The following is a 22,459-nucleotide window of genomic DNA, read 5'->3' on the forward strand; positions in this document are numbered from 1 at the left end:
GGTGCGAGCGGCGGGAAGCCGGATCAGATCTCGAAGACTTCCGTCACCAGCTGCTCCTGCTGGGCCTGGTGCCGCTTGGCGGAGCCCACGGCCGGCGAGGACGACGCCGGGCGGGACACCCGCCGCAGCCGGTCCGCGTTGTCCGGGGCCGCGCCCAGCAGCAGGTCCAGGTGGTCGATCAGGTTGAGCGCGATGAACGGCCAGGCACCCTGGTTGGCCGGCTCCTCCTGCGCCCAGACGAACTTCTGCGCCTTGGCGTACGGCGCCACCGCGGCCTGGATCTCCAGCGCGGGCAGCGGGTACAGCCGCTCGATGCGCAGGAAGGCCACGTCGTTGGCGCCCCGCCGCTCCCGCTCGGCGATCAGGTCGTAGTAGACCTTGCCGGTGCAGAAGACGACCTTGCGCACGGCCTCCGGGTCCACCGTGGTGTCGCCGATCACCGGCTGGAACTGGCCGCTGGTGAAGTCCTCGGCCTTCGACGCCGCCGCCTTGAGCCGGAGCATCGACTTCGGGGTGAAGACGATCAGCGGCTTGTGGTGCGGGTTGTGCACCTGCCAGCGCAGCAGGTGGAAGTAGTTGGCCGGGGTGGTGGGGAAGGCCACCGTCATGTTGTTCTGCGCGCACAGCTGCAGGAACCGCTCGATGCGGGCCGAGGAGTGGTCCGGGCCCTGGCCCTCGTAGCCGTGCGGCAGCAGCAGCGTGACGCCGGAGGTCTGGCCCCACTTCTGCTCGGCCGCCGAGATGTACTCGTCCACGATCGTGGAGGCGCCGTTGACGAAGTCGCCGAACTGGGCCTCCCACATCACCAGCGCGTCCGGGCGGGCCAGCGAGTAGCCGTACTCGAAGCCCATCGCCGCGTACTCGCTCAGCAGCGAGTCGTAGACGTTGTAGCGCGCCTGGCCCTCGGACAGGTACAGCAGCGGGGTGTACTCCTCGCCGGTGTTCTGGTCCACCAGCACCGCGTGCCGCTGGCCGAAGGTGCCGCGGCGGGAGTCCTGGCCGGCCAGCCGGACGGTGGTGCCCTCCATCAGCAGCGAGCCGATGGCGAGCGTCTCGCCCATGCCCCAGTCGATCGTGCCGTCGCTGACCGACGCCGCGCGGCGCTGCAGCTGCGGCATCAGCCGCGGGTGCACGGTGATGTTGTCCGGGATGTTGACCTGCGACTCGGCGATCCGCTTGATCACCTCGGGGGAGACCGCCGTCGGCACCGTGACCGGGAACTCCGACTGGTCCAGCGCCGGCACCGCGGGGGACGGCGCGGCGGACGCCTCGCGGACCTCCGCGAAGACCTTCTCCAGCTGGCCCTGGAAGTCCTGCAGCGCCTGCTCGGCCTCTTCCAGCGTGATGTCGCCCCGGCCGATCAGCGACTCGGTGTAGAGCTTGCGCACCGAGCGCTTCTTGTCGATCAGGTTGTACATCAGCGGGTTGGTGAACTGCGGGTTGTCGCCCTCGTTGTGGCCGCGGCGGCGGTAGCAGATCACGTCGATGACGACGTCCTTGTTGAACGCCTGGCGGAACTCGAAGGCCAGCCGGCCCACGCGGACCACGGCCTCCGGGTCGTCGCCGTTGACGTGGATGATCGGCGCCTCGATCATGCGCGCCACGTCGGTGGCGTACATCGAGGAGCGGGACGCCTCGGGCGCCGCCGTGTAGCCGACCTGGTTGTTGATGACCACGTGCACGGTGCCGCCGGTGCGGTAGCCGCGCAGCTGCGACATGTTGAGCGTCTCGGCCACCACGCCCTGGCCGGCGAAGGCCGCGTCGCCGTGCAGCGCCACCGGCAGCACCGTGAAGTCCGTGCCGGCCTTGTTGATGACGTCCTGCCGGGCGCGGGCGATGCCCTCGATGACCGGGTCGACGGTCTCCAGGTGCGAGGGGTTGGCGGCCAGCGAGACCTTGACCTGCTCGCCGTCCAGCCCGGTGAAGGTGCCCTCGGCGCCCAGGTGGTACTTCACGTCGCCGGAGCCGTGCATCGACTTCGGGTCGAGGTTGCCCTCGAACTCGCGGAAGATCTGCGCGTACGACTTGCCGACGATGTTGGCCAGCACGTTCAGCCGGCCGCGGTGGGCCATGCCGATGACGACCTCGTCCAGCCGCGACTCGGCGGCCGCGTCCAGGATCGCGTCCAGCAGCGGGATGACGGACTCGCCGCCCTCCAGCGAGAAGCGCTTCTGGCCGACGTACTTGGTCTGCAGGAAGGTCTCGAACGCCTCGGCCGCGTTCAGCCGGCGCAGGATGCGCAGCTGCTCCTCGCGCTCCGGCTTGGCGTGCGGGCGCTCGATCCGGTCCTGGATCCACTTGCGCTGCTTGGGGTCCTGGATGTGCATGTACTCGACGCCGACGGTGCGGCAGTACGAGTCGCGCAGCACGCCGAGGATGTCGCGCAGCTTCATCAGCGTCTTGCCGGCGAAGCCGCCGACGGCGAACTCGCGCTCCAGGTCCCACAGGGTCAGGCCGTGCTCCAGCACGTCCAGGTCGGGGTGCTTGCGCTGGCGGTACTCCAGCGGGTCGGTGTCGGCCATCACGTGGCCGCGGACCCGGTAGGAGTGGATCAGCTCGAAGACCCGCGCGGCCTTGGTGACGTCGTCCTCGTGCGCGGTGTCGATGTCGGTCCGCCAGCGGACCGGCTCGTACGGGATGCGCAGCGCGGCGAAGATGTCGTCGAAGAAGTCGTTCTCGCCGAGCAGCAGCTGGTTCATGATCCGCAGGAACTCGCCGGAGGCGGCGCCCTGGATCACCCGGTGGTCGTAGGTGCTGGTCAGCGTCATGACCTTGGAGATGCCCAGGCGGTTCAGGGTGTCCTGCGAGGTGCCCTGGAACTCGGCCGGGTAGTCCATCGAGCCGACGCCGAGGATCATCGACTGGCCGGGCATCAGCCGCGGCACGGAGTGCACGGTGCCCAGGCCGCCGGGGTTGGTCAGCGAGGCGGTGACGCCGGTGAAGTCGTCCATCGTCAGCTTGCCGCTGCGGGCGCGGCGGACGATGTCCTCGTAGGCCTGCCAGAACTCGAAGAAGTTCAGCGTCTCGGCCTTCTTGATGGCCGCGACGACCAGCTGGCGGTCGCCGTTGGGCTTCACCAGGTCGATGGCCAGGCCCAGGTTCACGTGGTCGGGCTTGACCAGCGTCGGCTTGCCGTCCTTCTGTGCGAAGGAGTGGTTCATCGACGGCATGGCCTTGAGGGCCTGCACCATCGCGTACCCGATCAGGTGCGTGAAGGAGACCTTCCCGCCGCGGGCGCGCTTGAGGTGGTTGTTGATGACGATGCGGTTGTCGAACAGCAGCTTCACCGGGATGGCCCGCACCGACGTGGCGGTGGGCAGCTCCAGGGAGGCGTTCATGTTCTTGGCGACCGCGGCGGCCGGGCCGCGCAGCGTCACGAACTCGGTGCCGGCGGGCTGCTCGGCCTTGGCGGCCTTGGCCGGGGCGGCACCGTTCACGGCGGCGGGCGCGGCGGGCGCGGCGGGCGCAGCAGGCGCGGCCGGCGTCACCGGAGCGGGCGCGGCCGGCGCGGCGGCGGCCGGAGCCGGGGCGGCCGGAGCCGGGGCCGCGGGCGCGGCGGGAGCCGGCGGGGCGACGGGCGCCGGGACGGGCGCGGCGGCGGCCGGGGCAGCCGGGGCAGCCGGCGCGGACTGGCCGGAATCCGACCCTGCGGCCGGCGGGGTGGGCACGCCCGGGGCGGCGGTGGGCTCCGCCTTCGCGCGGGCGGCGGCACCGGAGGCCCCGCCCTGGCCCGCGGGGGCCGCCGGAGCGGCGGAGCCGTCCGGCTTGTAGTCGGCAAAGAAGTCCCACCAGGCTCGGTCTACCGAGTTCGGGTCCTGGAGGTACTGCTGGTAGATCTCATCGACCAGCCACTCGTTCGGGCCGAAGCCCGCTGCAGGGCCCTCGCCCTGACCTTCGTGGTCGGTCGAGACACTCGAGCTATTGGGGGACTGTGGCGACACGGCGAGAACCGCCCTCTTCCGCTTCACAAGATGGTGGACAGCGGGAATAAAGGCTACGCCTACCGGGACCCTTCCCGCAGGCCCGGGGCCCAGTCGTCGCGCAAGTCACACCGTATTCGGGGTTTGCGGCCCTTTCCTGGCGGGAAAGTGGTCCCTCTTCAGGGTTGTTCCAGCCACCGGACGCGGCCGCCCGGCCTGACTTCCCGCTCTCTCCCGCCGCGGACGGTGGCGGGGCGTCAACGGGTGGCCACGGGTGCGCCCGGAAGGGTGACGTGGATCCGGCAGCCCCGTGGAGATTCAGCCACCTCGATCCGGCCGCCGTGGAGATCCACCGCCCAGCGGGCGATCGCCAGGCCCAGTCCGGTGCCGCCGTCGCCGCCGGGGTGCGAGCCGCGGTGGAAGCGCTCGAAGACCCGGCTCCGGTCGGCCTCGGGGATGCCGGGGCCCTCGTCGCGCACGTCCAGGTCCAGGCTGCCGGGCAGCGGCCCGCTGCGGGCCCTGACCGTGACCCGGCCGCCGGGCGGGCTGTGCTTGACCGCGTTGTCCACCAGGTTCGCCACCACCTGGTGCAGCCGCTCGCCGTCGGCGTAGGCGACCAGCTCCGGCGGCGACACGTCCAGGTGCAGGTGCACGTCGGCGCGCGGCCGGGACCGCGACCCGGTGGCCTTGGAGCTCTCCATGCCCAGGCTCGCGGTCTTCAGCACCGCCGACAGGTACGGCCACACCTCGAACCGCTTGGCGTCCAGCCGCACCGCCCCGCTGTCCAGCCGCGACAGGTCCAGCAGCTGGCTGACCAGCTTGCCCAGCCGCTCGGTCTGCTGCAGCGCCAGCCGCATGGTCTCCGGGTCGGCGGCGGACACCCCGTCCACCACGTTCTCCAGCACCGCGCGCAGCGCCGCGATCGGCGTTTTCAGCTCGTGTGAGACATTCGCCACGAGTTCCTTGCGGTGCCGGTCGGCCGCGGCCAGGTCGGCGGCCATCTGGTTGAAGGTGCCGGCCAGCTCGCCGACCTCGTCCCGGCGCACCCGGGTCACCCGGCGGCTGTAGTCGCCGGCCACCATGGCGCGCGCGACCGCGGTCATCTCGCGCAGCGGCGCGGTCAGCCCGGTGGCCATGATCTGGGTGATCAGCAGGCAGGCGATGATCGAGAAGATGGTGATCACGCGGATCTCGGTCGCCGAGTGGATGGCGACGACCACCAGCAGCGTGGTGATCCCCACGGACAGCAGCACCAGGCCCTGCAGCGCGGCCTTGATCGAGCGGAACGGGTCCCAGGGGCGCAGCGCGGCCCACAGCCGCCGCCGCTGCCGGCGCAGCCAGCGTCCCGACCGGGCGCCGCGGCCCGCCGGCGCCTCGCTCCCCGCGGCGATCACGGCGCGGGGCTCTCCAGTGCGTAGCCGACGCCGTGCACGGTGCGGATCCGCTCGGCGCCGATCTTGCGCCGCAGCGCCTTGACGTGGCTGTCGACGGTCCGGGTGCCGGACGCGTCGGCCCAGTCCCACACCTCGGCCAGCAGCTGCTCGCGGGAGAGCACCGCGCGGGGCTGCTGGGCCAGGCACACCAGCAGCTCGAACTCGGTCGGCGTCAGGTGGACGTCGGAGCCGCGCACCCGCACCCGCCGCTGGGCGTGGTCGATCTCCAGGTCGCCGAGCTGGATGCTGGCGCCGCGCGAGCTGGACGCGGCGACCGCCGCCCGCTCCACCCGGCGCAGCAGCACGTGCACCCGGGCCGCCAACTCCCGCATGGAGAACGGCTTGGTCATGTAGTCGTCGGCGCCGACGCCCAGGCCGACCAGCATGTCGGTCTCGTCGTCGCGGGCGGTGAGCATGAGCACCGGCACCGGCCGGTCCGCCTGCACCCGGCGGCAGACCTCCAGCCCGTCGTACCCCGGCAGCATCACGTCGAGGACCAGCAGGTCGGGCTGCCAGGCGTGGGCGGTGTCCACCGCGGAGGGGCCGTCGCCGGCGGTCCTCACCTGGAATCCCTCTGCCTGGAGCCTGGCGGCGATCGCCTGCGTTATCGTCTGGTCGTCCTCCACGACCAGCACTCGGCGCTGAGCGCCGGCCGTCTGCGTGCTGTCCACTTCCGCCCCACAAGGTCGTCTCAGTTGTCGGATCCCACCGGTGACCCGGGACGGATCAGCGAGCGCGGCCCACCTGGGAGATCCCTGGGCAGCGTACGGGGCGGGTCGAAGCGTTGACTATGACGCCTTCACGCCTTGACGCCTATGTGCACCACGTCCGGCACACCGCGGGCGACGGGCACCTGAAGCGTGCGCACGTCGGTGAACCCCGCTTCCCGCAGCGCTGCCTCGAAGCCGGCCGAGGGCTGCGCGGACCAGACGGCGAGCACGCCGGCCGGTTCGAGCCGCTCCCGGCATGCGACAAGGCCGCTGGGACTGTAGAGAGTGCCGTTGTTCTCGGTTACTGTCCAGTCGGGACCGTTGTCGATGTCCAGACAGAGGGCGTCAAAACGGGTCTCCGCGTCCCGTACATAGCCCACCAGATCGGCCTCGACGACCCGTACCCGGGGGTCGTCCAGCGCGTGTGCGGAGTACGCGTCAAGCGGTCCCGAGCGGTGCCAGTCGATCACCGCGCCCTCCCGTTCCACCACGGCGATCTCGCCCCAGCGCGGCTCCGCCGCCGCCCTGGCCAGCGAGAATCCGACGCCGAGCCCGCCGATCAGCAGGCGCAGACCGGTGCGCGGACCGCCGGGAGCGTCCAGCGCGTCCAGGGCCGCGTCGATCAGCAGCCGCTCCGAGCGGCCGTCGGAGGTGTCCATCAGGAAGCATCCGTTGGCGATGATCTCGTAGCGTTCGGCGTGTCGCCGCAGCACCACCTCCCCGTGGGGCCCGTCGCGGCGGTCCAGCACCACCGGGCCGTCGTCGGAGGGGAACTGTGCCGGGGCGGGATCCGCGGTGTGGGCCGCGGCGGGGTCGTGGTGCGCCATGGGACCATCTTTGCCGACCCCTTGGGGTGTCCGCGGCGGAGGCGGGCCCGCCTGTGCACAGGATGTCCATCCGATGCCCCCGAGGAGTTCACGATTCCGGCATCTGGAGCTCGTTCAGGGATGGTGGCGGCGGGCGTAGGTTCCGCGGCATGTCCTCCCTTCTCAAGAACCCCCTGGCCCGGCGCATCCTGCGCCCGGCCGCCGACCTGGTCGACGCGCGCGTCCAGAAGCCGGTGTCCCGGCTGCGGCGCGACGTCGACTCGGCGGCCCGCGCCGAGCGGGACTCCGCCAGGCGCGACCGCGAGGCGCTGCGCGGTGAACTCGAGGCGCTGCGCCGCGAGGTGGCGGACCTGCGCGGACGGCAGTACGCGGTCGGACTGCTCTTCGAGCGGACCGGCCGCAGCGGCCACCGCGTCCCGACGCCCGCCGAGATCGACACGCTGGTGGCCCAGGTCGCCGAGGTCTCCGGCAAGGACGCCGCCTTCGCCCGGCGCAACGTCACCATGGCGTTCCGCAACGTGGTGGCCCTGGAGGCGCTGGCGGTCGGCCGGCTGGCCGGGACGACCGAGAACGTCTGCGGCAAGCTCGCCACCGTCCCGCTGCTCGACCCGCCCAACAACGAGGTGCTGGAGATCGGCACCCTGCACGGGCTGTTCGCCGCCACGTTGATGCGGATGCTGCACCGCGCGGGCATGGAGCCGCGGCTGACCATCGTCGACCCGCTGGCCGGCAGCCAGTTGCAGCCCGGTGCGACGATGGGCGGCGACCCGACCGGCACCCCGGTGCGCATGGACGTGGTCCGCGCCAACCTGGCGCTCGGCGGCCGGGCCGGCGAGGAGGCCCGGGTGCAGCAGGGCCTGTCCGGCGACGAGGACGTGCGCGCCGCGGTCTCCGACCGGCGCTACGGCGTCATCGTGATCGACGGCGACCACTCCGCGGAGGGCGTCGCCGCCGACCTGGAGTGGGCCGAGGAGATCGCCGCGCCGGGCGGCGTGGTCGTGCTCGACGACTACGGCGACGAGAGCTGGCTGGGCGTCCAGGAGGCGGCCGACCGCCACTTGGGCGCCGGCGGCAGCCGCTTCGAGCTGATCGGCCGGGTCGCCACCTCGGCCTTTCTGCGCGCCACCCGGTAGCCCCTCCGCTCCGGACTGCGTCCCGGCCTGGGTTCACCTTGCGGTGCGGGGCAACCCTTTGGCCTGCGGCCTTGCTTGGGTTCACCTGACGGTGCGGGGCCACCATCAGGGGCGCGTTCCTGCCCCGCAAGGGGGCGTTGCCGTCGGACGGCCGGTGCGGGGCTGGTCGCGCTGGGGGCACCTCCCAGGCGCAGCACTGGGGGACCCCGCGCCCCTACGGGGCACCGCCTGCCCTGCTGGGGGGCGTTGCCGTCGAACGGCTGGAGGGGGGATCGGCCGTCAGGACGGGGTGCCCGAGGGATCGGGCGGGGGGTGATCCGTCAAGCGGGGGTGCCCGGGGGAACAGGCGGGGTCCATACGTAGGGAGTCGTGGTCGTCACCGCTTCGAAGCCGAGGCGGCGCAGGATGGGCGCGCTGTCGTCGGAGGCGTCGACCTGGACGTACGGCACCGCGCGGGCGGCGGCCAGGCGGGCCCGGGCGGCGACCAGGGCGCGGTAGACGCCGCGCCCGCGCCAGGCGGCGAGGGTGGAGCCGCCCCACAGCCCGGCGAAGTCGGTGCCGGGCCGGAACACGATCCAGGCGGCCGAGACCGGCACGCCCTCCGCCTCGGCCAGGAACACCACGACGTCCTCCGGCGCGGTGGCCACCCGGCTGCGCAGGTCCTCGCCGAGGAAGGCCATGTCCATGTCCCAGACGTCGGTCAGCAGCGCGGCGATCGCCGTGTAGTCGGCGTCGGTCGAGGTGCGGCGGATCGTGATGCCGGGCGGGAGAGCGTGCTGATCGGGCCCACCGGTCAGCCGGTCGGCGCGGCCGATCAGCACGGTCTCCCGGTCCTCGGGGCGGAAGCCGGCCGCGTGCAGCCGCTCGGGGAGGGCGGCGGGGCGGTCGTGGCCGCGGACCTTCCACTCCACGCCTTCGCCGCGGGCCGCGAAGTAGTCGCGCTGGCGGGCGATGAGGGCGTCGAGCGCGGCGCCCTCCAGGCCGAGGTCGGCGGGCGCCTGCACGAAGCCGCGGACCTGCCCCACCATCCGGGTCAGCGGCCCGTCCTGCTCGCAGACCACGCCCGCCGGGAGTACGGCGGGTGCTCCCCGCAGTTGTGCGTCATAGGCCGCAAGCAGCGCTGCGGTGTCGGTCATGGCGTCCCCCCGGTTCCTCGGCTGCCGGGCCGTCGGCCCGCGTGCGTCACCCGGCCCACGCTACGGGGCCCCGCAAGGGGTTATCCCGGCGCCCCGGGCGCCCCGGCCGCCGGGAAACGCGGGCCGTGCGCGGGCCGCGAGGGGGCGATCGCTGTGGGCGAACAGGGGGTGGGAACACCGGACGGGGGGCATGGGTTGAGTCGGGTGTACTCAATTTGCTTGCTTAGGGAGAGATCATGGCCTCTGAGCCCGGCACCCCCACTCTCACGCTCCCCGTCCTGCCCCTGGACGACGAAGTCGTCCTGCCGGGCATGGTCGTGCCCCTCGACCTGACCGACGGCGAGGTGCGCGCGGCGGTGGAGGCGGCCCAGGCCGCCCACCGCGGGAGCGATTCGGGGAAGCCCCGCGTACTCCTGGTCCCGCGGGTGGACGGGAAGTACGCCGCGGTCGGCACGCTCGGCACCGTCGAGCAGGTCGGCCGGCTGTCCGACGGCGACCCCGGAGCGGTCATCCGCGGTCGCGCCCGCGTCCGCATCGGCGCCGGCACCACCGGCCCCGGCGCGGCCCTGTGGGTCGAGGGCACCTCGGTCGAGGAGCCCGAGCCCGCCGAGTCGCCCGGCACCGTCGCCGAGCTGATGAAGGAGTACAAGGCCCTGGCCACCAGCTGGCTGCGCAAGCGCGGCGCCTGGCAGGTCGTGGACCGCGTCCAGCAGATCGAGGACGTGAGCCAGCTGGCCGACAACTCCGGATACTCGCCGTACCTGACCGCCGAGCAGCGCATCGAGCTGCTGGAGACCGCCGACCCGGTGGCCCGCCTGCGGCTGGCCACCCAGTGGCTGCGCGACCACCTCGCCGAGCAGGACGTCGCGGAGTCCATCCGCAAGGACGTCCAGGAAGGCATGGAGAAGCAGCAGCGGGAGTTCCTGCTGCGGCAGCAGCTGGAGGCCGTGCGCAAGGAACTGGCCGAGCTGAACGGCGACCCGGACAACGAGAGCGACGACTACCGCGCCCGCGTCGAGGCCGCCGACCTGCCGGAGAACGTCCGGGAGGCGGCGCTGAAGGAGGTCGAGAAGCTGGAGCGGTCCTCCGACGCCTCGCCCGAGGGCAGCTGGATCCGCACCTGGCTCGACACCGTCCTGGAGCTGCCGTGGAACACCACGACCCAGGACACCTACGACGTGTCCGGCGCGCGGGCGGTGCTCGACGCCGACCACGCCGGCCTGGAGGACGTCAAGGAGCGCATCACCGAGTACCTGGCGGTGCGCAAGCGCCGGGCCGACCGCGGCCTCGGCGTGGTCGGCGGACGGCGCGGCGGCGCGGTGCTGGCCCTGGTCGGCCCGCCCGGCGTCGGCAAGACCTCGCTGGGCGAGTCCGTGGCCCGCGCGATGGGCCGGAAGTTCGTCCGCGTGGCGCTCGGCGGCGTCCGCGACGAGGCGGAGATCCGCGGCCACCGCAGGACGTACGTGGGCGCGCTGCCCGGCCGGATCGTCCGGGCCATCAAGGAGGCCGGGTCGATGAACCCGGTGGTGCTGCTCGACGAGATCGACAAGGTCGGCTCGGACTACCGGGGCGACCCGGCGGCCGCCCTGCTGGAGGTCCTCGACCCGGCGCAGAACCACACCTTCCGCGACCACTACCTGGAGGTCGAACTCGACCTGTCGGACGTGGTGTTCCTGGCCACCGCCAACGTCCTGGAGGCCATCCCCGAGCCGCTGCTCGACCGGATGGAGCTCGTCAGGCTGGACGGCTACACCGAGGACGAGAAGGTCGTCATCGCCCGCGACCACCTGCTCCCGCGCCAGCTGGAGCGGGCCGGCCTGGGCACGGACGAGGTCGCGCTGTCCGAGGACGCGCTGCGCAGGCTCGCCGGGGAGTACACCCGGGAGGCCGGCGTGCGCACCCTGGAGCGGACCATCGCCCGCATCCTGCGCAAGATCGCGGCACGGCACGAACTGGGCGACCAGGAGCTGCCGTTCAGCGTCGGCACGGACGACCTGCGGGGCCTGATCGGCCGGCCGCACCACGTCCCGGAGTCCGCTCAGGACCCGGACGAGCGGCGGACCGCGGTGCCCGGTGTGGCCACCGGCCTGGCGGTCACCGGCGCGGGCGGCGACGTGCTCTACATCGAGGCGTCGCTGGCCGACCCGGAGACCGGCGGCGCGGGCCTGCAGCTCACCGGCCAACTGGGCGACGTGATGAAGGAGTCGGCGCGGATCGCGCTGTCCTTCCTGCGCTCGCACGGCGCCGAACTGGAGCTGCCGGTCGGCGACCTGAAGGACCGCGGCGTGCACCTGCACGTGCCCGCCGGGGCGGTCCCGAAGGACGGGCCGAGCGCGGGCGTCACCATGACGACGGCGCTGGCGTCGCTGCTGTCCGGGCGGCGGGTCCGCACCGACGTGGCGATGACGGGCGAGGTGTCCCTGACCGGCCGGGTGCTGCCGATCGGCGGGGTCAAGCAGAAGCTGCTGGCGGCGCACCGGGCCGGGATCACCACGGTGGTGATCCCGAAGCGGAACGAGCCGGACCTGGACGACGTCCCGGCCGAGGTCCTCGAGGTGCTCGAGGTCCACGCGGTCAGCGACGTCCGCCACGTCCTCAAGCTGGCGCTCGAACCCGCCGAGGCGGAGGCCCCCTCCGTCCCGCTGGCCGCCTGACGCCCACCACGCGGTGAGCGGCACCGCTCAGGGCGGGCCCTGCATCTGTCAGGGCCCGCCCTGTGGCGTTCACCCGGTGGGGTGGGTGGACTTCGTCAGCCGAGGGCGAGGGCCTTCAGCCGGGTCGTGTCCCCGTTGAAGTAGTCCTGGTCACCGGGGAAGGTGCCGGAGTCCGCGTGCTGCCAGAACGTGTAGTACGTGTAACCCGCCGGGAGGGTCCCCGCGCTGCTCGCGTACTTGGCGATCCAGAACGGGCTGGTCGTCGCGAAGCCGCTGTTGTTGCCGGTGCAGGTCGACCACCAGTCGTAGGTCGAGTAGATCACCGGGTACACGCCTTCCTTGGCGTGGTACTCGTTGGCGAACGCGTGGATCCAGCTGACCATGCTCGCCTGGCTCAGGCCGTAGCAGGTCGCGCCGTAGGGGTTGTACTCGATGTCGAGCGCGCCCGGCAGCGTCTTGCCGTCCGCCGACCAGCCGCCGCCATGGGCGATGAAGTAGTCCGCCTGCGTGGCGCCGCCTGAGGTGTCCGGGGTCGCGAAGTGGTATGAGCCGCGGATCATGCCGACGTTGTACGAACCGTTGTACTGCTGCGCGAAGTACGGGTTCGTGTACGTGGTGCTCTCGGTGGCCTTGACGTAGGCGAACCGCGCGCCGTTACTCCAGGCCGTCGACCACGCGACGTTGCCCTGGTAGCCGGAGACGTCCATGCCGGCCGTCTGCGTCACCATCGGGGTGACGACGTTCCCGGCCGAGCTGGAGCCCTCGTGGGCCCGCACGGTGGAGCCCATCCAGTCCAGTTCGGGGTGGCTCACGTGGCCCTTGCCGGCGGCGTGCGCCGTGCCGGGCGCGCCCATCACCAGGGCGAGCAGGGCGATGAAGAGACCGGCCAGCAGTGCGACTCTGGTCCGGGCCGAGCCTGTGCGGTGTACGACGGAGAGACCTCCGTGGGACATGCTGCCTCCAGGGTGGGGGTGGCGCTGGGGGTGACTCGGCATGACCTTGGAATGGCCATGACAGGTCCGAAGGTACGGGTGGCCCGGAGTGACGGGAAAGAGCCCCTGAAAACGCCTTTGGTCTACGCCTGCGAAATACTTGACGTGCTGCGAGAACCGCCCTGGCTGAAAAAAACTTTCTTGCATTGAAAGCGGGAACACTGTGAGCGAAGCGACCGGCACCGCGCGGGACAGCACCACCGACGCGCTGGAGCGGGAGATCACCGTGCTGCTGCGCCGGGCGCGCGCGGCCTCGGGTGAACTGGCGCGGGCCGTCCATCCCGAGCTGGAGTCGTCCGCGTACGGGCTGCTGGTCCGGCTCGCCGAGGCCGAGCCCGAGCGGGCCACCGACCTCGCGGCGTACTTCGGGGTCGGCAAGGCCACGATGAGCCGCCAGTTGCGCGCGCTGGAGGACCTCGGCCTGGTCGCCCGCGAGCCCGACCCGGCGGACGGCCGGGCGTTCCTGGTGCGGCTCACCGACGAGGGCCGCGAGCGGTTCTCCCGGGTGCGCACCGCCCGCCGCGAGCGCTACCTCCAGCAACTCGCCTCCTGGGACCGCACCGAGATCGCCGAACTGGCGCGGCTGCTGCACCGGCTCAACGACCTCCAGCTCGGCGACAGCCAGCCCTGAGGCGGCCCGGCGCCGCGCCGCGTCCCCGGGTTCAGCTCTGGCCCTGGCGCTCCAGCTCGACGAGCACCGCCGTCGCGTCGTCGTACGGCTTGCCGCGGGGGAACTCGTCGCCCGCGGGGTCGGCGTCCTCCAGTGACCGGACGCGGGCGATCAGCGCCTCGGGGCCGGCCTTGCGCAGCAGCGTGAAGGTGCCCTGCCAGTCGTCCGCGCCGAACCGCTCCACGGCGCGCGCCGCGCCGTCGGTGAGCGCCGCCATGGCCCGCACCGACGCGCGCGGGGTGCGTCCGGTGACCGCGCGGGCGGTCACCGCCGGGTCGGCCGCGGCGGTGAAGAAGCCGCCTTCGAGGTTGCGCAGCGGCGCGACCCGCACGCCGGCCGCCCGCAGCCGCTCGATCCGGTCGTCCAGGACCGGCGTCAGCGTGCCGTCGGGCGCCTCCAGCAGCAGCGCGGAGTCGGACAGCACCAGGTGCTCGACCCAGGCGTCGTCCCAGCGCACTGTGACCACTGTGGCCTGAGGGGTGAGTGGGTGAGAAAGATCACATGTTTCGCGATGGGCGTCAGCGGTGCGGGAGATGGCCGCCGACAGACAGGCCGCAAGCGTCATGTCCCTCCGTGAAACGGACAGTTCGAGCAGTGCCCCGCCGAGCCTGGCGGTGAACCAGGGCACCGAGTGGACGCAACCGCCGTTGTCCGGCGGCGGCGTGACGCCGTCCAGCAGCACCAGTGCACCGCCCGCGCCGGACGCCGGAAGGGCCACCGACACGAAGTCCTCGTTGGGTACGTCCCTGGTGCCGGGCTCGCTGGCCGTCTCGATGCGCATGGGGCCAGTGTGCAGGACCCGGCGCGACCCGGGCTGAGCAGGGCCGCAGCCGCCGGGGGTGCCGGGCCGGCGTCTGACGGGGATTGGTCCGGACCGCGCGGCGGCGGGATGCGGCCGGGCATCCTGCCAAAGCTCGGCGCGGGACGCCAGCAACGGCAACCTTGCCCGGAAGCAGGCGTTCCGTACCGGACTTGTCGGTCAACTTGCCAGTGCGATTCACTCGTTCGAGTGTCCGCAGGAGGGACGCCTGGCCCCCCTCCCGTCAAGACTGCAAGGGTCGGAAGGACTTCTGCATATTCCCGGGGGACAACCGGCAACCCCGGGACCGGGCGATACGTGATTGCGAGCACCCACATTGCGTGAACGACGTCACCCGCGCCGCGAGCAGCGGGCCAGGCCCAGGGCTGACGACCGAGCTGGCGGAGTGGCCGGTGGAGGTACGAGGCCGTCCGCGCAGGCAGTGAGCAGGAAGACCGAGCGGACCAGACCGCGCATGCTCGCCGCGCTGCTGCTGTGTGCCGCCACCGTGCTGGCGGCGGCGACCCCCGGGATCGCCCTCGCCGTGGGTGACCTCTCCGACGCGCGCCGGCGCGTCGATGCGGCCGGGCTCGCCACCCGCGCCACCGTCCTCGCCCAGACCCTCGCCGACGAGCGGGACACCCTCGCGGTGTTCGCCGCGGCGGGCCGGCCCGCCGCGCACGGCCCCGGCCTGGCCGCCGCCGACCGCGAGCGCGCCGACCGCCAGGCCGGCGAGGTCACCCCGGGCGCCCCCGCCGCCGTGCGCACCGCGCTCGCCGGGCTGCCCGCGGTCCGCAGCACGGCGCTGACCGGCCACGGCGGCGCCCAGGCCGTCGTCACCGCCTACCAGCCGCTGATCGACGCGCTGGCACAGGTCACCGGACCGGTCACCGCGCCGCTGGGCCGGGCCGCGGACGCGGCCTCCGTCGAGCGCGCGCTGCTGGTCTCCGCGCTCACCGCGGGCGGCCCGCAGCGCACGCTGGTGACCGCCGCCCAGGCCGCCAGGATCCAGGAGCGGGCCGCCGTCGCCGAGTTCCGCGCCACCGCGTCCGCCGCGCTGCGCGCCCGCTACGACCAGACGGTCACCGGGCCCGACGCCGACCGTGCGGAGCACGACCTGACCGTGCTGCTCGCCGGCACCGAACTGACCCCCGCGGGACGGGCGCTGGGCGCTCCGGGCGTCAACTCGGCGCTGTCCGCGCGGCTGAGCCTGATGCGCAGCGTCGAGGCGTCCGCGGCCACCGACGAGGCGCACTCCGCCGCGGGCCACCGCGGGCACCAGGTCACCGTGCTCGAACTGCGCATCGCGCTCGCCCTGTTGTGCCTGCTGCTGCTCGTCGGCGTGCTGGTCAACCTCTTCCGCAGCGTCACCCGGCCGCTGGCCGCGCTGCACCGCTGGTCGCGCTCCGACGCGGAGAGCGGCGAGGGCGCGGAGGTGCTCGGCAACGACGAGTTCGCCGCCGTCGCCCGCCGGGTCAACGCCCTGACCCACGAGGCGCAGGCGCTGCGCGCCCGCTCCCAGGAGCTCACCGCCGCGCGGACCGCGGCGGCCGACGCCGGCACCGCGCTCGCCGCCGAACGCGAGGGCCTGCTGCGCACCCAGGAGGACCTGCTGCGCAGCCGCGAGGAACTCGCCGGGCGGCTCACCGCCGCGACGGCGCAGAACGCCGCGCAGATCACCTTCGTCAACCTGTCGCTGCGCACCCTCGGCCTCGTCGAGCGGCAACTCACCCTCATCGAGGGCATGGAGGACCAGGAGCAGGACCCGGACCGGCTGGAGGGCCTGTTCAAGCTGGACCACCTGGCCACCCGGATGCGCCGCAACAGCGAGAACCTGCTGGTCCTCACCGGCACCGAGCACGCGCACGGCGCGACGGCGCGGCCGGTCGCGCTGGTCGACGTGGCCCGCGCCGCGGTGTCCGAGATCGAGCGCTACGAGCGGGTGCGGATCGACAGCGTCCCGGACGCCGGGGTGGCCGGGCGGGCGGCCGACGACGTCAGCCACCTGATCGCCGAACTCCTCGACAACGCGACGGCGTTCTCCGACCCGGCCGCCGAGATCCTGCTGTCCGGCTGGCTGATGGAGACCGGCGAGGTGATGCTCTCGGTGTCGGACACCGGCATCGGGGTCCCGGCCGGCCGCCTCGACGACCTCAACGAGATGCTCGCCGATCCCGACCCGGCGGCGCCCGGCGCGGCCTCCGGGATGGGCCTGTACGTCGTCGCGCGGCTGGCCCACCGGCACGGCGTGCGCGTGCAGTTGCGGCCGCACGCGCAGGGCGGGACCGCCGCGGTGGTCGTCCTGCCGCAGTTGCTGCTGCCCTCACTCGACCCGCAGGCGCCGCCGGTGACCCCGGTGACGCCGGCCCCCTTCGCAGCGCCCTCCGCGGAGACCGGCCTCCCGCTGCCGGGCATCCCCGCCCCGCGCACCCCGGACACCGCCCCGGAGCGCGCCCGCCCCGCGCACCCCGCGGTGTCCGACGAGTACGGGCTGCTCTCCGAGCCGGGCCTGGGAGTCGGGTTCGGCGCGCCCGCCGGGGCCGCCGCACCCGGTGACCTCGACGGGCTCGCCGATCCCGCGGCGCCGGGTGACTTCGGCCTGCTCGCGGAATCCGCGGCACCTGGCGACTTCGAGTTGCTCGCCGATCCGGCGGCACCTGGCGACTTCGGCCCGCTCTCCGATCCCGCGGCGACCGGTGACTTCGGCCCGCTCGCCGGGCCGGGCGCGGGCGGCGCGTTCGGCACCGCCGCGCAGCCCGGACCGGGCGGTGGCCCCGGCCTGTCCGCCGAGACCGCGCCGTTCGCCGGCCCCGGACGTCCCTCCGCATCTGCACCTGCGGCCGACGCGAGGGCCGGGTCCGGGGCGGAACCGGGAACGCCCGCGCCGAGTGCCGACGCACGGCCCGCATCCACGGCCGGACTGCCGCCCCTGCCCACCCGCCGCTCGGCCGCGAACCCGGCAACCGCCGCACCCGCGGAGTCGGCAACCGCCGCGGCCCCGGCGGATGGACGCGCACCGCTGCCGTCCCGCAGGGGACGCCCGGCGGGGGCCCCGGACGCCTCACAGGTGCACGAAGACGCGCAGGGACGGGTATCGGGGCCAAGCGGCCGTCAAGGCGCCTCAGGGCCCCAAGAGGGCACGCAGGGACCGGAGTTGGGATCACTTCCCGTCCGCGACCTGACCCGGCCTCAAACGGCCGCGCAGAGCCCGGCGTCGGGGTCCGAGGAAGCGCGCAACGTTGCGCAGGACCGCGGAGGCGCGCAGGATGCCGTGAACGCTTCCGGCGGTCCGCGGGACGTGGCGCGTGCCGCGCGTCCCGCTCCGGCTCCCGGCAGCACGCAGGATGTGGCGCCGGAGGCCGGGCATGCCCAGGCCGCCCCGGCCGGGCCCGCCGCTCGGGGGCGGGTGACGGCCAAGGGGCTGCCCCAACGGGTGCCGCGGACCCGCACGTCGGGCGGGACGGGTGAAGGTGGCGGCGAGAGGGCGGTGGGAGGCGTGGCGCGGGGGCCGGTGGACGCCGACCGGCTGCGGCAGCGGCTGGGCGGTCTGCAGCAGGGGCTGCAGGCCGGGCGCCGGGACGCCGAGCGCGAGACAGGCGGAACGACCGGACCGGCGTCCGGTCCGTCACAAGTCCCGGGGGAGCCGGGTCAAGTGGTAGCAAGCCCAGCAGCAACCGAGGAGGCGACCCGTTGAACGCGGTCCGCATGCACATCGGCACCGGACTCGACCCGCGCCCGGGTCAGGCCCCGGCGCCCGAGCCGAACCCGCGGTCCACCGGGCTCAGCCGGGAGGCCCGCAACCTGCAGTGGCTCCTGCAGAACTTCATCGACGAGGTGCAGGGCGTCCGTTCGGTCGCCGTGGTCTCCTCCGACGGCCTGCTGCTGCTGAGTTCGCAGCCGGGACCCGTCACGGCGGGGGAGCCCGCCGCACGGCCGTCCGAGGCGCGGATGGACCTGGCCGCCGTCGTCTCCGGCCTGGCCTCGCTGACCGACGGCGCCGCCCGGCTGATGGACGGCGGCCGGGTCCGGCAGACCACGGTCGCCATGGACGAGGGGATGCTCCTGGTGATGTCGGTGAGCGACGGCTCGCTGCTCGGCGTGCACGCCACCGCCGACTGCGACATGAGCATCGTGGCCTACCACATGGCGATGTTCGTGGGCCGGGCCGGCCATGTGCTCACTCCGGCGCTGCGCAGTGAACTGAGCCAGGCCATGGAGAGTGGCCGCTGATGGCCGCTCTTCCCCACCGCGGAGCCGACCGCAGGACCTCCCGGGTCCGCCCCTACGCGCTCACCGGCGGCCGCACCAGGTACGGGCACGTGCTGCTGGTCGAGACGTTCGTGGCTACCATCGACGCTTCGGACCGACCACCTGCCCTGACCAGGGGCGGTTGGGCCGAGCGGGTCATGCCGGAGCTGAGCGCGATCGTCGAACTGTGCCGCAGGATGCGGTCGGTGGCCGAGATCTCCGCCCTGCTGCGGATGCCGCTCGGTGTCGTCCGGGTCCTGATCAGCGATCTGGCCGACCAGGGGAGAATCCGCGTGTACGGCACCGGGCACGGGTCCGGGAGCCCTGACCGCGCGCTGCTCGAAAGGGTGCTCAGTGGACTTCGCAGGCTTTGACCGGCAGGAGGGCCTGCAGGAGTGGCAGACCGTGCGCGAGACCGCGCCGGTCTCCACCAAGATCGTCGTCGCGGGCGGCTTCGGCGTGGGCAAGACCACGTTCGTGGGCGCCGTGTCGGAGATCACGCCGCTGACCACCGAGGCGGTCATGACGCAGGCCAGCGAGGCGCTGGACGACCTGGGAGCCACCCCCGACAAGACGACCACCACGGTCGCCATGGACTTCGGCCGCATCACCCTCGAAAGCGACCTGGTCCTCTACGTGTTCGGCACGCCGGGCCAGCAGCGGTTCTGGTTCATGTGGGACGACCTGGTGCGCGGCGCGATCGGCGCGGTCGTGCTCGCCGACACCCGCCGGCTCGCCGACTGCTTCCCCGCGCTGGACTACTTCGAGAGCACCGGCCTGCCCTACACCGTGGCGGTCAACCAGTTCGAGGGCACCGCGGAGTACTCGGCGGACGACGTCCGGGACGCGCTCGCGGTGCCGTCGCACATCCCGGTGACGGTCATCGACGCCCGCAAGCGGCACTCGGTGATCGAGGCGATGCTCACTCTCGTGACCCATGCGTTGAGTGAACAACCCCTGTAGCGGCGGTGGTTGGGCGATAGGTTGGGGCCACTCCACACCGCCCTCACGTACCTCCGGATAGCGAGCCGCCGTGCGCAAGATCCTCATCGTCGGAGCCGGCCAGGCCGGGCTCCAACTCGCCTTGGGGCTCCAGGCCCACGGGTACGACGTGACCGTCATGAGCAACCGGACGTCGGACGAGATACGCGGCGGCCATGTGACCTCCACCCAGTGCATGTTCGGGACCGCGCTGCAGCACGAGCGGGACCTGGGGCTCAACTTCTGGGAGGCGCAGGCCCCCGACATCCACGGCCTCGGCATCACCGTCGGGACGCCCGGCCCCGGCGGCACCGGTGGCGGGGCGGCGCCGTACGCGCGCTCCATCGACTGGCTGGGCCGGCTGCGGCACACGGCGCAGTCCGTCGACCAGCGGGTGAAGATGGCCGGCTGGCTGGAGACCTTCGCCGAGCGCGGCGGGAAGGTCGTCGTGCACGGCGCGTCGGTGTCCGACCTCGACTACTTCTCCCAGGCGTACGACCTGGTGCTTGTCGCCGCCGGGCGCGGCGACGTGGTGTCCCTCTTCCCCCGCGACGTGGCGCGGTCGCCGTACGGCACCCCGCAGCGCGCCCTGGCGGTCAGCTACGTCAACGGCCTCGGGCCGCGCCCAGAGCACCCGGACGTGCCGGCCGTGCGCTGCAATCTGCTGCCGGGCGTGGGCGAGTTGATGGTGATCCCCGCGCTGACCACCACCGGGCCCTGCGACATCCTGTTCTGGGAGGCCGTGCCCGACGGCCCGCTGGACGTCTTCGAGGGCGTCAAGGACCCGGCGCGGATACTCAAGCTCACCCTGGACGCCATGCGCCGGTTCACGCCGTGGGAGTACGAGCGGGCCACCGGAGTGGAGTTGACCGACGCGGGCGCCACGCTCACCGGCCGCTTCGCACCGACCGTGCGGCGGCCGGTGGCCCAACTCCCCACCGGCGGGCTGGTGCTGGGCGTCGCCGACGTGGTCGTCGCCAATGACCCGGTCACCGGGCAGGGGTCGAACAGTGCCGCCAGGTGCGCCGCGGTGTACCTGGCGAGCATCCTGGAGCACGCCGAGCGGCCGTTCGACGAGGCCTGGATGCAGGGCGCGTTCGACGCCTTCTGGTCGCTGGCCGAGCCCGCGACGACGTGGACCAACACGGTGCTGGTGCCCCCGGAGGACCACGTCATGGCGCTGCTCGAAGCGGGCGGGACACACCCGGCGGTGGCCGACCGCATCGCCAACGGCTTCGACGAGCCCGCCGACTTCGCCGGGTGGTTCTACGACCCGGCCGAGGCGGACGCCTACCTCAAGGCGTCCGCCCAGGCCTGACCCGCGGCGGTCATTCCGCGGTCGCCTGCTGCCCGGACGGGGCGATCGGGGTGGGGGCTTCGGCCGTGGCCGGGATCCGGCGGGCGGTGTAGTGGGGGAGGGGCAGCTTCCCGAGGTCGGGGCGGACGGCGCCGAGGATCGGATTGGCCGCGATCGGCGAGACCTTGACCACGGCGCCGGGGCGGGGCGCCTGGATCACCAGGCCGTCGCCGATGTAGAGGGCCACATGGGTGGCGCCGGAGAAGTAGATCACCAGGTCGCCCGGGCGCAGGAGTTCCAGCGGGACGTGCGGCAGCTTCGCCCACTGCTGCTGGCTGGTGCGCGGGATCGGCACCCCGGCGTGGTCCCACGCCTGCGAGGTCAGGCCCGAGCAGTCGAAGGTGGCCGGGCCCTGCGCACCCCACTGGTACGGCTTGCCGAGCTGCTGGAAGGCGTAGCCGATCGCCCGGTCGCCGTTCGTGGAGGGCGCACGCAGGCCCGGGTCGTCGCCCAGCGCCTTGGAGTCCATGAAGTCCTGCTGGGCCTGGTCGGCGCCGCGCTGCTCCAGCGTCTGCAGCTCGCTGATCTGCGCGCCGGTCAGCCCGGCGAGCGTCGCCTCGACCTGGTGCAGGTCGTTCTCGACCTGGGTCTTCTTCGCCGCCTGCGTGTCCTGCGCGCGCTGCGCCTGGTCCAGGGCGTGCTGCGCCTGGGTGTTGAGGTCGTTCAGCCGCGTCACGCCGCTGTTCAGCCGGCCGAGCACCTGGCGCTGGTGCCCGGCGGCCCGGTCCAGCACGTGCTTGCGGCCGAAGAAGTCCTGCGGGGTCTCGCCGGTGAGCATCGACAGGTACGGCGACACGCCGCCGTCCTGGTACATCTGGCGGGCCATCAGCCCGATCTCGTCGCGGCTCGCGGCGACCGCGACCTTCTGGTCGGCGAGCTGCCGGTCGATCGTCTCGGCCTTCGTCCGCTGCTGGTCAGCGAGTTGCTTGGCCTGGTTGTACGACTCGGTGGCGGATTCCGCCCGCAGGTACAGGGACTGCAGCTGGGAGAGCAGCTGCGTCAGGGAGACGGCGGAGGTGGCCGTGGGCGCGGACGGATCGCCCGCGGCGGGTGCGGCGGAACCGGTGGGCGTGCCCGGCGTCGCGGGCGCGGCGGTCCCGGTGGGCGTCGAGGACGGCGCGGCAGGTGCGTTGTCCGTGCCGCCCGGCGGCGCCGGGTCGTACGGCCGCGCGGCGGCGGCGGTGGTCGCCGCGGGCAGCGAGAGCGCGGCGGCGGCGAGCAGGGCCCCGCAGACCGCCGCGCAGCGGAGCCGTCCCCGGCGGCTCCACCCCTGGGCCCATGCCTTCGTCCACCCGTTGGTCGGACGGGTCACTGACATCCCCTCACTTCTCTACCGGCGAGTAACGGCCGTAAGCTCAGGATGATGTCATGGTTAGTCATATATTGGACAGAGGTGTTGGGTGATTCCGCCCAAGTCCCTCACCCCCGTGAGTGAAGTCGTCCCGCCGGGTGTGCGTCCCGTCGGCGTGTCGTCCCCGCCGTCCTCCGCCTGCCGCCTGCCGTCCTTCGCGCTCCCGCGATCCCGCCCGGTTTCACCGAATCTCCGGTGCACCGATGAGTTTTTCGCGGCTGCCGCGTTTCACCTGTCAGAAGCGCGAC

16 protein-coding genes are annotated in these 22,459 nt (G+C 73.2%); 8 read left to right on the plus strand and 8 right to left on the minus strand.

Annotation, left to right across the window (positions count from 1 at the left end):
* Positions 1-23: 23 nt before the first annotated feature.
* The 4 genes from ACH4TG_RS10140 to ACH4TG_RS10155 all read right to left on the minus strand — a co-directional run bounded on the left by ACH4TG_RS10140 (position 24) and on the right by ACH4TG_RS10155 (position 6,890).
* Complete coding sequence (locus tag ACH4TG_RS10140; RefSeq protein ID WP_398241724.1) at positions 24-3,941, minus strand: multifunctional oxoglutarate decarboxylase/oxoglutarate dehydrogenase thiamine pyrophosphate-binding subunit/dihydrolipoyllysine-residue succinyltransferase subunit; 3,918 nt, start codon at positions 3,939-3,941, stop codon at positions 24-26.
* 236 nt (positions 3,942-4,177) lie between these two features.
* Positions 4,178-5,257, minus strand: a complete 1,080-nt coding sequence (locus tag ACH4TG_RS10145) for an ATP-binding protein (RefSeq protein WP_398242117.1) — start codon at positions 5,255-5,257, stop codon at positions 4,178-4,180.
* A 53-nt stretch (positions 5,258-5,310) separates the two neighbouring features.
* On the minus strand, positions 5,311-6,024 hold the full coding sequence (locus tag ACH4TG_RS10150) for a response regulator transcription factor (protein ID WP_398241725.1): 714 nt from the start codon (positions 6,022-6,024) through the stop codon (positions 5,311-5,313).
* Positions 6,025-6,152: 128 nt separating this feature from the next.
* Positions 6,153-6,890, minus strand: coding sequence for a spermidine synthase (locus ACH4TG_RS10155; RefSeq protein WP_398241726.1), 738 nt, complete (start codon positions 6,888-6,890; stop codon positions 6,153-6,155).
* Positions 6,891-7,039: 149 nt separating this feature from the next.
* Here ACH4TG_RS10155 and ACH4TG_RS10160 point away from each other — a divergent pair, with 149 nt between their 5' ends.
* Positions 7,040-8,023 (plus strand): class I SAM-dependent methyltransferase, encoded by a 984-nt coding sequence (locus ACH4TG_RS10160; protein WP_398241727.1) that lies wholly within the window; start codon positions 7,040-7,042, stop codon positions 8,021-8,023.
* A gap of 320 nt (positions 8,024-8,343) precedes the next feature.
* Here the strand turns inward: ACH4TG_RS10160 and ACH4TG_RS10165 are convergent, their stop codons facing one another.
* Entirely contained in the window at positions 8,344-9,159 is an 816-nt protein-coding gene (locus ACH4TG_RS10165) for a GNAT family N-acetyltransferase (protein ID WP_398241728.1), read from the minus strand.
* Positions 9,160-9,395: 236 nt separating this feature from the next.
* Between ACH4TG_RS10165 and lon the strand changes: the two genes are divergently transcribed.
* Positions 9,396-11,813, plus strand: coding sequence for an endopeptidase La (lon, locus tag ACH4TG_RS10170; protein ID WP_398241729.1), 2,418 nt, complete (start codon positions 9,396-9,398; stop codon positions 11,811-11,813).
* 95 nt (positions 11,814-11,908) lie between these two features.
* Here the strand turns inward: lon and ACH4TG_RS10175 are convergent, their stop codons facing one another.
* Positions 11,909-12,766 carry a lysozyme gene (locus ACH4TG_RS10175; protein WP_398241730.1) on the minus strand — a complete coding sequence of 286 codons (858 nt, stop codon included), beginning with the start codon at positions 12,764-12,766 and terminating at the stop codon, positions 11,909-11,911.
* 202 nt (positions 12,767-12,968) lie between these two features.
* On the opposite strand from ACH4TG_RS10175, the gene ACH4TG_RS10180 reads away from it, so the two are divergent.
* The gene (locus ACH4TG_RS10180; RefSeq protein WP_398241731.1) at positions 12,969-13,436 is read left to right on the plus strand and encodes a MarR family winged helix-turn-helix transcriptional regulator; all 468 of its coding nucleotides are present in this window, start codon (positions 12,969-12,971) and stop codon (positions 13,434-13,436) included.
* 31 nt (positions 13,437-13,467) lie between these two features.
* On the opposite strand, the gene ACH4TG_RS10185 is transcribed toward ACH4TG_RS10180, so the two are convergent.
* Positions 13,468-14,256, minus strand: a complete 789-nt coding sequence (locus ACH4TG_RS10185; protein WP_398241732.1) for a hypothetical protein — start codon at positions 14,254-14,256, stop codon at positions 13,468-13,470.
* A gap of 460 nt (positions 14,257-14,716) precedes the next feature.
* Between ACH4TG_RS10185 and ACH4TG_RS10190 the strand changes: the two genes are divergently transcribed.
* From ACH4TG_RS10190 to ACH4TG_RS10210, 5 genes are all read left to right on the plus strand, one after another.
* The gene (locus ACH4TG_RS10190) at positions 14,717-17,968 is read left to right on the plus strand and encodes a nitrate- and nitrite sensing domain-containing protein (RefSeq protein ID WP_398241733.1); all 3,252 of its coding nucleotides are present in this window, start codon (positions 14,717-14,719) and stop codon (positions 17,966-17,968) included.
* An 11-nt stretch (positions 17,969-17,979) separates the two neighbouring features.
* The gene (locus tag ACH4TG_RS10195; RefSeq protein WP_398242118.1) at positions 17,980-18,504 is read left to right on the plus strand and encodes a roadblock/LC7 domain-containing protein; all 525 of its coding nucleotides are present in this window, start codon (positions 17,980-17,982) and stop codon (positions 18,502-18,504) included.
* On the plus strand, positions 18,504-18,896 hold the full coding sequence (locus ACH4TG_RS10200) for a DUF742 domain-containing protein (RefSeq protein ID WP_398241734.1): 393 nt from the start codon (positions 18,504-18,506) through the stop codon (positions 18,894-18,896). Before ACH4TG_RS10195 ends, ACH4TG_RS10200 begins: the two co-directional genes overlap by 1 nt.
* Positions 18,877-19,485 (plus strand): GTP-binding protein, encoded by a 609-nt coding sequence (locus ACH4TG_RS10205; protein ID WP_398241735.1) that lies wholly within the window; start codon positions 18,877-18,879, stop codon positions 19,483-19,485. Before ACH4TG_RS10200 ends, ACH4TG_RS10205 begins: the two co-directional genes overlap by 20 nt.
* Before the next feature lie 70 nt (positions 19,486-19,555).
* Positions 19,556-20,821 (plus strand): styrene monooxygenase/indole monooxygenase family protein, encoded by a 1,266-nt coding sequence (locus ACH4TG_RS10210; RefSeq protein ID WP_398241736.1) that lies wholly within the window; start codon positions 19,556-19,558, stop codon positions 20,819-20,821.
* A gap of 10 nt (positions 20,822-20,831) precedes the next feature.
* On the opposite strand, the gene ACH4TG_RS10215 is transcribed toward ACH4TG_RS10210, so the two are convergent.
* Positions 20,832-22,178 carry an NlpC/P60 family protein gene (locus ACH4TG_RS10215; RefSeq protein ID WP_398241737.1) on the minus strand — a complete coding sequence of 449 codons (1,347 nt, stop codon included), beginning with the start codon at positions 22,176-22,178 and terminating at the stop codon, positions 20,832-20,834.
* Positions 22,179-22,459: the final 281 nt, after the last annotated feature.

It is taken from the genome of Streptomyces sp. NPDC020917, assembly GCF_044333795.1.
Classification (GTDB): Bacteria; Actinomycetota; Actinomycetes; order Streptomycetales; family Streptomycetaceae; genus Actinacidiphila.